Raw genomic sequence first — 12,853 nt, 5'->3', positions numbered from 1 at the left:
GAAGAGCGAAAGAGAGAACGACCGACATGTCCAAGCACACGCTCTCCGTCCTGGTCGAGAACACGCCCGGCATCCTCGCCCGGATCGCCGCGCTGTTCTCCCGCCGAGGGTTCAACATCGACTCGCTCGCCGTCGGTGTCACGGAGCACCCCGACATCTCCCGCATCACCATCGTCGTCAACGTCGAGGACCTCCCGCTCGAGCAGGTGACCAAGCAGCTCAACAAGCTGGTCAACGTGCTCAAGATCGTGGAGCTGGAGCAGCACAACGCCATCGAGCGCGAGCTGGTCCTGGTGAAGGTCCGCGCCGACAACGAGACCCGCTCGCAGATCGTCGAGATCGTCCAGCTGTTCCGCGCCAAGACGGTCGACGTCTCCCCGGAGGCCGTCACCATCGAGGCGACCGGCGGTACGGACAAGCTCGGCGCGATGCTGAAGATGCTGGAGCCCTTCGGCATCAAGGAACTCGTGCAGTCCGGCACGATCGCCATAGGGCGTGGCGGCCGGTCCATCACGGACCGCAGCCTGCGCGCGCTCGACCGCAGCGCCTGATCCGGCCTCCCGGCCCCTCGCCCCGCGCGACGCGCCGCGTTCGCATGGCGAGACCAAGAAACTCTGATTCCGTTCCCCGCCGTACGGTGGGTGCAACACCAGCGCACCAAGGAGATATCCCAGTGGCCGAGCTGTTCTACGAGAACGACGCCGACCTGTCCATCATCCAGGGCCGCAAGGTCGCGGTCATTGGCTACGGCAGCCAGGGCCACGCCCACGCGCTGTCCCTGCGCGACTCCGGTGTCGACGTCCGCGTCGGCCTCCAGGAGGGCTCCAAGTCCAAGGCCAAGGCCGAGGAGCAGGGCCTGACGGTCGTCTCCGTTGCCGAGGCCTCGGCCTGGGCCGACGTCATCATGATCCTGACCCCGGACCCGATCCAGGCCGAGGTCTACGAGGCGTCCATCAAGGACAACCTCAAGGCCGGCGACGCGCTCTTCTTCGGCCACGGCTTCAACATCCGCTACGGCTTCATCCAGCCCCCCGCGGATGTGGACGTCGCCCTGGTCGCCCCCAAGGGCCCGGGTCACCTGGTCCGCCGTCAGTACGAAGAGGGCCGCGGCGTTCCGTGCATCGCGGCGGTCGAGCAGGACGCGACCGGCAAGGCCTTCGACCTGGCCCTGTCCTACGCGGCCGGCATCGGCGGCACCCGCGCCGGCGTCATCAAGACCACCTTCACCGAGGAGACCGAGACCGACCTGTTCGGTGAGCAGGCCGTCCTCTGCGGTGGCGCCTCCGCCCTGGTCAAGGCCGGTTTCGAGACCCTGACCGAGGCCGGCTACCAGCCGGAGATCGCGTACTTCGAGTGCCTCCACGAGCTGAAGCTCATCGTGGACCTCATGTACGAGGGCGGCCTGGAGAAGATGCGCTGGTCGGTCTCCGAGACCGCCGAGTGGGGCGACTACATCACCGGCCCGCGCGTCATCACCGACGCCACCAAGGCCGAGATGAAGAAGGTCCTCGCGGAGATCCAGGACGGCACCTTCGCCAACAACTGGATGGCCGAGTACAAGGCCGGTCTGCCGAAGTACAACGAGTACAAGAAGGCCGACGAGGAGCACCTGCTCGAGACCACCGGCAAGAAGCTGCGCAAGCTGATGAGCTGGGTCGACAACGACGAGAGCTGAGCCCCGCGCGGCGGAGCCGGGACGCGCGTCCCGGCCCCGCCGCGTATCCGCCCGCCGGAGCGGTCGGAACGACCGGCACCGCCACATTCAGGTCTTCCACGTAGTGCGCCTTGTCCACCCCGGCCAACCACGGACGGGTGATCCTTCCGGACAGGCGGAGAAGCGGTCCCGCAACGCCATTACACTGCTCAACACAACGCGTCAGGCCCACAGTGTCGTGCGTCTTCCACGCGGCTACCCCCTCCACGCCTGCGGCCGTCGGGACGGCCGTCCGCACTGGACTTGTGAGGACCCACGTGAGCTCGAAACCTGTCGTACTCATCGCCGAAGAGCTGTCGCCGGCCACCGTCGAGGCCCTCGGCCCCGATTTCGAGATCCGGCACTGCAACGGCGCCGACCGCGCGGAGCTGCTGCCCGCCATCGTCGACGCCGACGCGATCCTGGTCCGCTCCGCGACCAAGGTCGACGCCGAGGCCATCGCCGCCGCGAAGAAGCTGAGGGTCGTCGCCCGTGCGGGCGTCGGTCTGGACAACGTCGACGTCTCGTCCGCCACCAAGGCCGGCGTGATGGTCGTCAACGCACCGACCTCCAACATCGTCACCGCCGCCGAGCTGGCCTGTGGCCTGCTCGTCGCCACGGCGCGCCACATCCCGCAGGCCAACACCGCCCTGAAGAACGGCGAGTGGAAGCGGAACAAGTACACCGGCGTCGAGCTGAGCGAGAAGACCCTCGGCGTCGTCGGCCTCGGCCGCATCGGCGTCCTGGTCGCGCAGCGCATGTCGGCCTTCGGTATGAAGATCGTCGCCTACGACCCCTACGTACAGCCCGCGCGCGCCGCCCAGATGGGCGTCAAGATGCTGACGCTGGACGAGCTGCTCGAGGTCGCCGACTTCATCACCGTGCACCTGCCCAAGACCCCGGAGACCCTCGGTCTCATCGGTGACGAGGCACTGCACAAGGTGAAGCCCTCCGTCCGCATCGTCAACGCCGCGCGCGGCGGGATCGTGGACGAGGCCGCGCTGTACTCGGCCCTCAAGGAAGGCCGCGTCGCCGGGGCCGGTCTCGACGTGTACGCGAAGGAACCCTGCACGGATTCCCCGCTGTTCGAGCTCGACCAGGTCGTCTGCACCCCGCACCTCGGCGCGTCCACGGACGAGGCCCAGGAGAAGGCCGGTGTCTCGGTCGCCAAGTCGGTGCGCCTCGCGCTCGCCGGTGAGCTCGTCCCCGACGCGGTCAACGTGCAGGGCGGGGTCATCGCCGAGGACGTGCGCCCGGGCCTTCCGCTCGCCGAGAAGCTCGGCCGCATCTTCACCGCCCTCGCGGGCGAGGTCGCGGTCCGTCTCGACGTCGAGGTCTACGGCGAGATCACCCAGCACGACGTGAAGGTGCTCGAACTCTCCGCGCTCAAGGGTGTGTTCGAGGACGTCGTCGACGAGACGGTCTCCTACGTCAACGCGCCCCTGTTCGCACAGGAGCGCGGCGTCGAAGTGCGCCTGACCACCTCGTCGGAGTCCCCGGACCACCGCAACGTGGTGACCGTGCGCGGCACCCTGTCGGACGGCTCGGAAGTCTCGGTCTCCGGCACCCTCGCCGGCCCCAAGCACCTGCAGAAGATCGTCGGCATCGGCGAGTACGACGTGGACCTCTCGCTCGCCGACCACATGGTCGTCCTGCGCTACACCGACCGCCCGGGCGTGGTCGGCGCGGTCGGCCGCCTGCTGGGCGAGGCCGGTCTGAACATCGCGGGCATGCAGGTCGCCCGTGCCGAGGAGGGCGGCGAGGCGCTCGGCGTCCTCACCGTGGACGCCGAGGTGCCGGCCGAGGTCCTCGCGGCCATCTCCGAGGAGATCGGCGCGGTCTCGGCCCGCTCGGTCAACCTCGGCTGATCACCGACGCGCGCGCGTGACGAAGGGCCCGGGGGCGACCCCGGGCCCTTCCGCGTACGGTCCCCCGCGGTCCCGGGTCAGCCCTGCAGCCGGGCCGCCTTGAGGGCCATGTGGAGCAGCAGCCGGTCCTCGCCCGCGTCCAGGTCCAGGCCCGTCAGCTTCTCCACCCGGGCGAGGCGGTAGTACAGGGTCTGGCGGTGGATACCCAGGGCCGCCGCCGCGCGGCCCGCCTGGCCGGCGCAGTCGAGGTACACCTCCGCCGTCCGCGCCAGCTCGGCGTGGGCGGGGGCCAGCAGCTCGCGGGCCGCCGGGTCGTCCCTGGCCAGCTCCGGGGCCGTCGCCAGGGCCGCCAGCATGCGGTACGGACCGATCCCGGACCACTGGGCCACGGGGCCCAGCAGGGGCTGCGCCGCCGCCGCCCGGGCCGCGGCCACCGCCTGCTCCCAGGCACCCGGCAGCCCGCCGAGCCCGGTCCGGGGGACCCCGATCCCGGCGGTCGCGGCCGCGGTCCCCGCCCCGGCCAGCAGCCGGGTCGCCGCCGTGGCCGCCGGGGTCAGCACGTCCGTCGTCCGCAGCCGCACCAGCACCGCCAGCGCGAACCCGGACGGCCCCTCGGCGCCGCCGTCCGCGGTGGCCCGGGGGACCAGGCACACGGCCGCCGCCCCCGGCACCGACGGCGGGGCCTGCCCGGTCCAGGGCGCCACGCACACCACCGCGTGCGGCCCCTCCGCGCCCGGCCCCAGGGCCACCCGGAGCGAGGCCACCGCCATGTCCCGCTGCCAGCCCCGCCCGGCGGTGACCACCGCGCGGAACTCCCGTGACAGGTCCGCCCCCGCCTTCGCCTCCTCGGCCATCAGGACGCCGATCCGCTCGGCCACCTCCATGGCCGCGGCCAGCTGTTCCGGCCCGGGCCCCGGCTCGGCGTCCAGGAGCCACACGTACCCCTGGACGATCCCGCGGTGGCGCACCGGCAGGCAGATCCGCCCGCGGAAGACCCCCGCCTCGGGTGCCGCGGGGATCCGCACCGGCCCGGTCGCCCGGGTGATCCCGAACCCCTCGAACCAGGACCGTACGGCCGCGGTCGACTGGCGGGTCAGGATCGACCGGGTCCGCACCGGATCCATCGCGAGGTCGTCCTCGCTGTCGTGCGCGCCGAAGGCGATCAGGCGGAAGTCCCGGTTCTCCAGCGTCGCCGGGGCGCCGAGCAGCGCCGAAATCTCGTCCACCAGGTCCTGGTAATCGCCCTTCACGGGGACATTCTCCCACCCGCCGAGCCATCTTTCAGACATATGTATGAGATCGCGGCCACGGATGCGTGACAGCTGTCGATGGCAGAGGATCGAGGCGATCTCTAGGTTTCACGGTGGTCTTACTTGCGATTCTCCTACTTCTGCCACTCGTTGGAGGTGCCCGTGCTGGGTCCCGCGATCCTTGCCGCTTCGCGCAGCGACAAGATGCGCCGCATCGTTTCCGCCGCTCCGGTGACCAAGCCCGTGGTGAACCGGTTCATCCCGGGTGAGACGGTCGACCAGGTCATCCCCATCGTCGTGGACCTCACGCAGAAGGGCCTGGAGGTCACCCTCGACGTGGTCGGTGAGGACATCACCACCGTCGAGCAGTCGCACGCCGCCCGCGACGCCTACCTCCAGCTCATCGAGCACCTCGCCGAGCTGGGCCTGGGCGAGACGGTCGAGATGTCGGTCAAGCTGTCCATGTTCGGCCAGGCGCTGGAGGGCGGCCACGAGCTCGCCCTCGCCAACGTCCGCCCGGTCGTCGAGGCCGCCGCCGCCATCGGCACCACCGTCACGCTGGACGCCGAGGACCACACCACCCTCGACTCGATGTTCGCCATCCACGAGGAGCTGCGGCGCGACTTCCCGCAGACCGGCTGCGTGATCCAGGCGTACCTCTTCCGCACCGAGGCCGACGCCCGCCGCCTGGCCGCCGCCGGCAGCCGCGTCCGGATCGTGAAGGGCGCCTACAAGGAGCCCGCCGAGGTCGCCTACCAGAACAAGGCAGAGACCGACAAGGCGTACGTCCGCATCCTGAAGACGCTGATGGAGGGCGAGGGCTACCCGATGATCGGGTCCCACGACCCGCGCCTGATCGCCATCGCCCAGGAGCTGGCCCGCCAGGCCGGGCGCAAGCCCGACGAGTACGAGTTCCAGATGCTGTACGGCATCCGCAGCGACGAGCACCTGCGGCTCGCCGCGGAGGGCCACCGGATGCGCGTCTACACCGCGTACGGCACGGACTGGTACGGCTACTTCATGCGCCGCCTCGCGGAGAAGCCCGCCAACCTCCTCTTCTTCCTCCGCTCGATGATCACCAAGAACTAGCCGCGAACCGAGAACTAGCTCAAGGAGTTACCAGCCCCATGGATGCTGTGACCCAGGTCCCCGCGCCGGTCAACGAGCCGGTCCACTCGTACGCCCCCGGCACCCCGGAGCGCGCACGTCTCGAATTCCAGCTCAAGCAGCTGGCCGAGAACCCGATCGACCTGCCGATGACCATCAACGGCGAGAAGCGGATGGGCGGTGGCGACCGCTTCGACGTCGTGCAGCCGCACGACCACAAGTCGGTCATCGGTACGTACGCCAACGCCACCGAGGCCGACGCGCAGGAGGCCATCGACGCCGCCCTCGCCGCCGCCCCGGCCTGGCGCGCGATGGACTTCGACGACCGCGCCGCGATCATCCTGCGCGCCGCCGAGCTGCTGTCCGGCCCGTGGCGCGAGAAGCTGGCCGCTTCCACCATGCTCGGCCAGTCGAAGACCGCCCAGCAGGCCGAGATCGACACCCCGTGCGAGCTCGTCGACTTCTGGCGCTTCAACGTCCACTTCGCCCGCCAGATCCTGGCCGAGCAGCCGGTCGCGAACTCCGCCGGCGTGTGGAACCGCAGCGACCACCGCCCGCTCGAGGGCTTCGTCTACGCGATCACGCCGTTCAACTTCACGGCCATCGCGGGCAACCTGCCGACCGCCCCCGCGCTCATGGGCAACGTGGTCCTGTGGAAGCCGTCCCCGACCCAGACCCACTCCGCCGTCCTCCTCATGGAGCTGCTGGAGGCCGCCGGTCTGCCCAAGGGCGTCATCAACCTGGTCACCGGTGACGGCATCGCCGTCTCCGAGGTCGCGCTGAACCACCCCGAGCTGGCCGGCATCCACTTCACCGGCTCGACCAAGACCTTCCAGTACCTGTGGAAGACGGTCGGCAACAACATCGAGAAGTTCAAGTCCTACCCGCGCCTGGTCGGCGAGACCGGCGGCAAGGACTTCGTCGTCGCGCACCCGTCCGCGGACCGCGGCATCCTGAAGACCGCCCTGACCCGCGGCTCCTTCGAGTTCCAGGGCCAGAAGTGCTCGGCCTCCTCCCGCGCCTACGTTCCGGCCTCGATCTGGAACGACGGCTTCAAGGAGGAGTTCGCGGCCGAGGTCGACGGCATCACCATGGGTGACGTCCGTGACCTGACCAACTTCATCGGTGCGGTCATCGACGAGCGCTCCTTCGCGAAGAACAAGGCCGCGATCGACCGCGCGAAGGCCGACCCGACCTGCGAGATCGTCGCGGGCGGCACGTACGACGACACCGAGGGCTACTTCGTGCGCCCGACCGTCATCGTCTGCACCGACCCGGCGAACGAGGTCTTCACGACCGAGTACTTCGGTCCGATCCTCGCCGTCCACGTCTACGAGGACGACGCGTTCGACGCGATGCTGGAGCAGATGGAGTCGGTGTCGGCGTACGCGCTGACCGGCGCCGTCATCGCCCAGGACCGCTACGCCGCGGCCGACGCGATGGAGAAGCTCCGCTTCGCGGCGGGCAACTTCTACATCAACGACAAGTCGACCGGCGCCGTCGTCGGCCAGCAGCCCTTCGGCGGCGGCCGCGCGTCCGGTACGAACGACAAGGCGGGCGCGGCCTCCAACCTGCTGCGCTGGACCTCGACCCGCTCCATCAAGGAGACCCTGGTCCCGCCGACCGAGTACGGCTACCCGCACATGGGCTGAGCCGCCCACCGGGCCCGGCCAGGGCCCCGCTGAACCCCGCCCCCGCCCCGGTACCCCCAAGTCCGGAGCGGGGGCGGTTCCACTTTCCGCGCCGCTCCGTCCCCTACGGGACGAGCACGACCTTGCCGAGGTTGCGCCGCTCCTCGATGACGGCGTGCGCACGTGCCGCCTCGGCCAGCGGGATCTCGGCGTGCACCGCCGGGCGCAGGGCGCCGCGCTCCCACATCTCCCACAGCTCGCGCAGCCAGCGGGCGTACACCTCGGGCTTGGCGCGCGCGATCACCGCCATCTGGAAGCCGATCACCGACGCGCCGCGCACCAGCAGCTCGTACGCCTCCACCGTGCCGCCGCCGGAGCTGAAGGCCACCAGGCGGCCGCCGGGGGCGAGGGCGCGGACGGCGGGGCCGAGCAGCTCACCGCCGACCCCGTCGAGGATCACGTCGTACGGCTCCCCCCAGCCGGCCGCGTCGTAGAGCACGACCTCGTCGGCGCCCAGGGCGCGCACGAAGTCCGCCTTGGCGGGACTGCCGACCGCCGCGACCACCCGCTCCGCGCCCCCTGCCCTGGCGTACTGCAGGGCCAGCGAACCGACCGCGCTCGCGGCGGCGGTGACCAGCACCGACGCGCCGGGCTCCGGGCGCGCGGACTCGTAGGCCCCGCGCGCCACCAGCCCGCTGCGGACCAGCGCGATCGCGGTGGCGGCGCTCGCCGCGGCCGGGATCCGGGAGGCGAAGGCGGCCGGTACGACGGCGTACTCGGCGTAGGAGTGGGAGAAGCACAGCCCGGTCACCCGCTCCCCGACGGCGAAGTCCCCGGCGCCCTCGCCGACGGCCTCGACGACGCCCGCGACCTCGCCGCCGAGCGGCACCGGGCCGTCGCCCTCGCGGACCTTGCGGACGGTGGGCAGGGTCACCCCGATGGCCTCGGCCCGGATCAGCAGCTCCCCGGGGCCGGGCGCGGGGACCTCGGCCCGCTCGGTGAACAGCACCTCGGGACCACCGTTGACCTCGAACCGGACGCGCAGCACGGGACTCCCTTGATCACATTCCCTGGACGCCCCCCACGATAGGCGGGACACCTGCCGGGCCGGGCAACCCCTGCTAGCCTGGGTGCAGTTGTCGCGTACGGCGACACGCTCCGCCACCCGGGCCCGGCTTCCCGGGGGAGCGAAGGGCTCTCACGAGTTCCCGTGCGGGGTGGGTTTCCGTTGCAGGAGATATACGACCTCTACGCGTCCGTGCCGGGACGGGGGCCCGAGGAGACGTATGTCCCGGCGCACCGACAACCGCCACCGCGCGGCCACCCTCTGCCGCGAGGCCACCGGCCTCCCGCACCACGTCTGCATGAAGTGGGCGGCCGACGGCCTGATCTCGCGCGGCCGGCCCGTCCCCGACGCGGAGAGCGCCGCGCAGCGGGCCTTCGAGGCGCGGGTGGTGGTCGCCCTCGCCGAGGCCCTGGCCCAGGAGCGGACGAACGGCACGCTGTTCGGGATCACGGGGGTGCGGCCCACCGCCGCCGGGCTCGGGATCGGGCTGCACCCGGACGTGTCGCACCGGGTGTTCGCGGCCCTGATGCCGGTGCTGGACGCGGCGACCGGAACCCTCCGCGGGGTGCCGGGACTGCGCCGGGACCACAGGGGTGAGGACGGACTCCATCTGCGGTGCGCGGCGGGCGGCGGTGCCATCCGCATCCTCCCGTCCTCGCCCGCCTGGCACCGGCCCTCGAGCAGGTCGGGCGCGGTCGCCCTGGGGGACCGGGACGCCCCGCTGCACGGCGCCGAGCGGGCGCGGCTCGACCTGTGGGCCCGTGGCCCGGACGCCCGGGACCGGTTGCTCAGCCGGGTCCTGCGGCGCCCGCTGGTGCTCAACGCCGCCGGTGCGCCGCACGGGCGGGCGAACACCTACGGCCACGCGCGGTCGGACCTCGTCATCGAGTGGGATGCGGATCCGGGGATCGCGGTGGTGGAACGTCGGCTCCGGCGCAGCGGCTTGGCCGCCCCGGCCCCCGGTACCGGCCCGCCCGAGCTCTCCTCGGCGGGGATCATCACCTTGGGCGGGGCCAAGCTCCTCCTGCGGACCGTGGGGGAGGTGTGTCCCGCGTGCTGACCGGAGCGCTGGCGGCGGCGGCCGTGCTGGGGGTGGCCAAGGTGGTGCGGGACTGGCTGGTCCTGCGGCAGGTGCGGGCGGCCCTGGAGGGGTGTTCCGTCGAGGACCGGGTGCGGATCGGGATGCGGCTGGCCGCGGCCCTCGGCGGGCGGGAGGAGGCACCGCCCGCCGAGGGGGAGGGGGAGGTCAGACCTCGACGATGACCTGGTCCAGGGACTTGCGCACGAGGTCCGGGACCTCGCAGTCGTCGGCCGGGTAGCCGACCGGGATGACCGCGAAGGCCTTCTCGTTCTCCGGGCGGCGCAGCACGTGGCTCAGGAAGCGCATCGGGCTCGGGGTGTGGATCAGGGCCGCCAGGCCGCTCAGGTGCAGGGCGGACAGCAGCATGCCCACCGCGATGCCGACCGACTCGTCGACGTAGTAGTGCTTGCGCTTGGCGCCGTCCGGGCCGAGCCAGTAGCGCTGCTGGAAGACCACGATCAGCGCGGGCGCGTCGGTGAGGTGGGTCTTGACCGCGTCCGTGCCCAGCGGGCGCAGCGCGGCGAGCCACTCGTCGCCGAGCCGGCCGTCGTAGGACAGGAGTTCCTCCTGCTCGGCGGCGTCCCGGATCCGGCGGCGCACCTCGGGGTCCTTGACCAGGACGAAGGTCCACGGCTGCTGGTGCGCCCCGGACGGGGCGGTCGCGGCGCAGGCGATCGCGTCCCGGACGGCCCGCTCGGGCACCGGCTCGGCGGAGAAGTGGCGCACGGTCCGCCGCCGGTCCATCCGCTCCCGCAACTCGGCGGCCCGCGCCAGGGTTTCGGATGCGGGCATCCGCTCGGGGCGGTAGGCGACGGGGCGATAGGGCTCGCCGTGGGTGGGGGTCCACTGCTGGGTCTGAGGCGACATGCGCCGAGTCTGCCGAGCCCCGGCCCGCTCCCGACAGCACCGCGTCGGCCGAATGCGGCTGGTATAGACCACATCGGCGTCCGCAATCCGGGGACCGGGACCGGGGCTGGGGCCGGGCCCCTGGACTGGGGCCGGGGCCGCGCGGTGGCGCCCCCGGCCGGGCCATCAGCCGCTGATGCTCGGCGCGCCCGTCTCGATGTGGCCCGTGTAGCGGCGCGACCAGGTGCCGTCGGAGTCCGCCAGGATGGTGAAGTCGTACCAGCCGTTGGCGTACGCCACCACGTTGAAGTAGTCCTCGCGGGAGGAGTTCGCGGCCACCGTGTAGGTCCAGGGGCCGTCCGTGCGGTAGGCGTTGGAGCGGATGGTGAAGGTGACCGCCGACGCGGAGGCGTTGGTCAGCTTGAAGTAGAGCGCGGTCTTGCCGGTGCCCGGCTCCGTCGCGTAACGGGCCGCCACCTCAAGGGACTTGCCCGGCTTCGACGTGTCGCCGATGAAGCGGCGCAGGAAGCGGTTCGGGCCCACCATCGAGAGGTCGTACTTGCCCGAGCCGCTGCCCAGGCCGATGTTGAAGTAGTCGCTCGCGGTGCCGCCCGGGTCGACCGTGTACTCCCAGGACGCGGTGTCGCGGTACTGGTGGGGGCGAATCTGGAAGTGCGCCGCGCTCTTCGCCTGCGCGCCCTGGTTGGTCATCGAGAACCAGGCCAGGATCTTGCCCGCGGCGCCGAACTCGAAGCGGTCGAGGTTGCCGTTCACCTGGTACGGCAGGGCGCGCGCAGGACGGGTGCCGGCCTCCTGCACCGGCAGGGCGTTGTCCTGGGGGACCGGGTTGGACAGCGGGCCGCAGGTCGACTGCCCGATCACCTTCGCGGTGGACGGAAGGCCGGAGGGGACCCCGTACACCGGGTGGGCGAAGTCGAAGACGCCGGTCAGGTCGCCGGTCACCTTGCGGCGCCAGTCGCTGATGTTCGGACAGGTGGCCGGGGTGCCGATCGCCGCCGTCCAGGTCTCCATGAACTGGAGGACCGAGGTGTGGTCGAAGACCTCGGAGCTGACCCAGCCGCCGCGGGTCCACGGCGACATCACGATCATCGGGACGCGGAAGCCCAGGCCGATCGGGGTGCCGTCGATGTACTCGCCGGGGGTGCCGGGCGGGGCGACCGGCGGCGGCACGTGGTCGAAGAACCCGTCGTTCTCGTCGTAGTTGAGGAAGAGGACGGTGGAGTCGAAGACCTCGGGGTTCGCGGACAGGGCGCGGTAGACCAGGTCCACGAAGTGCGCGCCGTCGCCGGGCGGCGCGTACGGGTGCTCGGAGAAGGCCTCGTTGGCCACGACCCAGGAGACCTGCGGCAGGGTGCCCGCGACCACGTCCGCGCGGATGGCCGCCGCGATGTCGTCGGGGGTGGAGCCGGTGACCTTGGGCACCGAGCCCATGCCCCGGTCCCACAGCGGGTTGCCGGGGGCGGCGTCGGTGAATTTCTTGAAGTACGCCAGACCGTTGTCCCCGTAGTTGTCCTGGGCGTTCTGGTAGACCTTCCAGCTCATGCCCGCCCGCTGGAGGGCCTCCGCGTACGTCTCCCAGGTCAGTCCGGACTCGTCGCCGCCGTCCTTGCTGCCGGATTCGACCTTGCCGCTCCACAGGAAGGTGCGGTTGGGGCCGGTGGCGCTGAGGGTGGAGCAGAAGTAGGCGTCGCAGACGGTGTAGTTGTCGGCGAGGCCGTAGTGGAAGGGGATGTCGCCGCGGTCGAGGTAGCCGAGGGTGCGGGTGTTGCCGACGCCGGTGACGAAGTTGTCCATCCGGCCCTTGTTCCAGGCCGCGTGCTGCGAGGACCAGCTGTGCGGCAGGTCGCCGTTGCACTGGGCCAGGGTCTCGCCGTCGACACCGCCGACGGCCGGGGTGGAGCTGAGCTTCCACGGGTACTGGCGGCCGCCCCAGTTGGGCTGGTTGAACATGCCCCAGCCGCCCGGGATGTTGCCCGCGGCGCGGTCGGCGAAGCCCCGGACGCCCTTCAGCTTGCCGAAGTAGTGGTCGAAGCTGCGGTTCTCCTGCATCAGGATCACCACGTGCTTCACGTCCGTGATCGTGCCGGTCGCGGCGGCCGCGGCCGCCGACGCCGTGAGCGGGGGCAGGGCGGCCCCCGCCACCAGCCCCGCGCCGATTCCCACGAACCCTCTGCGGCTGATCGGTGTCACTGGCCACCACTCCCCACTCCGGTGCCCTGTCGGCACGTCAGGCGCAAGAGTGGCGGCGCGGGGCTCAAAGGTCTACAGCCGTGCGGTAAGAGTTCGGTGA

11 protein-coding genes are annotated in these 12,853 nt (G+C 71.5%); 7 read left to right on the top strand and 4 right to left on the bottom strand.

Annotated elements, in window-relative coordinates; genetic code table 11:
• Positions 1–26 precede the first annotated feature (26 nt).
• The 3 genes from ilvN (at position 27) to serA (ending at position 3,561) form a co-directional block, all read left to right on the top strand.
• Entirely contained in the window at positions 27–551 is a 525-nt protein-coding gene (ilvN, locus tag ABT084_RS25965; protein ID WP_053677671.1) for an acetolactate synthase small subunit, read from the top strand.
• Between the two features lie 122 nt (positions 552–673).
• Entirely contained in the window at positions 674–1,675 is a 1,002-nt protein-coding gene (ilvC, locus tag ABT084_RS25960; RefSeq protein ID WP_351048434.1) for a ketol-acid reductoisomerase, read from the top strand.
• A gap of 296 nt (positions 1,676–1,971) precedes the next feature.
• Entirely contained in the window at positions 1,972–3,561 is a 1,590-nt protein-coding gene (gene serA, locus ABT084_RS25955; RefSeq protein ID WP_351048432.1) for a phosphoglycerate dehydrogenase, read from the top strand.
• Between the two features lie 77 nt (positions 3,562–3,638).
• Here serA and ABT084_RS25950 read toward each other — a convergent pair whose 3' ends face one another.
• Positions 3,639–4,811, bottom strand: a complete 1,173-nt coding sequence (locus tag ABT084_RS25950; protein WP_351048429.1) for a PucR family transcriptional regulator — start codon at positions 4,809–4,811, stop codon at positions 3,639–3,641.
• A 162-nt stretch (positions 4,812–4,973) separates the two neighbouring features.
• Here ABT084_RS25950 and ABT084_RS25945 point away from each other — a divergent pair, with 162 nt between their 5' ends.
• Both ABT084_RS25945 and pruA read left to right on the top strand, forming a co-directional pair.
• Positions 4,974–5,900, top strand: coding sequence for a proline dehydrogenase family protein (locus ABT084_RS25945; protein WP_351048478.1), 927 nt, complete (start codon positions 4,974–4,976; stop codon positions 5,898–5,900).
• A 38-nt stretch (positions 5,901–5,938) separates the two neighbouring features.
• The gene (pruA, locus tag ABT084_RS25940; protein ID WP_351048426.1) at positions 5,939–7,570 is read left to right on the top strand and encodes an L-glutamate gamma-semialdehyde dehydrogenase; all 1,632 of its coding nucleotides are present in this window, start codon (positions 5,939–5,941) and stop codon (positions 7,568–7,570) included.
• Positions 7,571–7,673: 103 nt separating this feature from the next.
• Here pruA and ABT084_RS25935 read toward each other — a convergent pair whose 3' ends face one another.
• Positions 7,674–8,597 carry a quinone oxidoreductase family protein gene (locus ABT084_RS25935; RefSeq protein WP_351048423.1) on the bottom strand — a complete coding sequence of 308 codons (924 nt, stop codon included), beginning with the start codon at positions 8,595–8,597 and terminating at the stop codon, positions 7,674–7,676.
• A 238-nt stretch (positions 8,598–8,835) separates the two neighbouring features.
• Between ABT084_RS25935 and ABT084_RS25930 the strand changes: the two genes are divergently transcribed.
• Both ABT084_RS25930 and ABT084_RS25925 read left to right on the top strand, forming a co-directional pair.
• Positions 8,836–9,675 carry a hypothetical protein gene (locus ABT084_RS25930; RefSeq protein ID WP_351048421.1) on the top strand — a complete coding sequence of 280 codons (840 nt, stop codon included), beginning with the start codon at positions 8,836–8,838 and terminating at the stop codon, positions 9,673–9,675.
• Positions 9,669–9,878 (top strand): hypothetical protein, encoded by a 210-nt coding sequence (locus ABT084_RS25925; protein WP_351048418.1) that lies wholly within the window; start codon positions 9,669–9,671, stop codon positions 9,876–9,878. The genes ABT084_RS25930 and ABT084_RS25925 overlap by 7 nt, the downstream gene beginning before the upstream one ends.
• On the opposite strand, the gene ABT084_RS25920 is transcribed toward ABT084_RS25925, so the two are convergent.
• The gene (locus ABT084_RS25920) at positions 9,862–10,563 is read right to left on the bottom strand and encodes a nitroreductase family protein (protein WP_351048416.1); all 702 of its coding nucleotides are present in this window, start codon (positions 10,561–10,563) and stop codon (positions 9,862–9,864) included. The two genes, ABT084_RS25925 and ABT084_RS25920, sit on opposite strands and share 17 nt — an antisense overlap.
• Positions 10,564–10,728: 165 nt before the next feature.
• Positions 10,729–12,753, bottom strand: coding sequence for a phosphocholine-specific phospholipase C (locus tag ABT084_RS25915; RefSeq protein WP_351048413.1), 2,025 nt, complete (start codon positions 12,751–12,753; stop codon positions 10,729–10,731).
• Positions 12,754–12,853: the final 100 nt, after the last annotated feature.

Origin of the sequence: Streptomyces sp. NPDC002138 (genome assembly GCF_040296485.1) — a bacterium.
In the GTDB taxonomy this organism is placed as follows: domain Bacteria; phylum Actinomycetota; class Actinomycetes; order Streptomycetales; family Streptomycetaceae; genus Streptomyces.
Note: the sequence above shows the minus strand (reverse complement) of the source record. Positions and strands in the feature narration are given on the sequence as shown.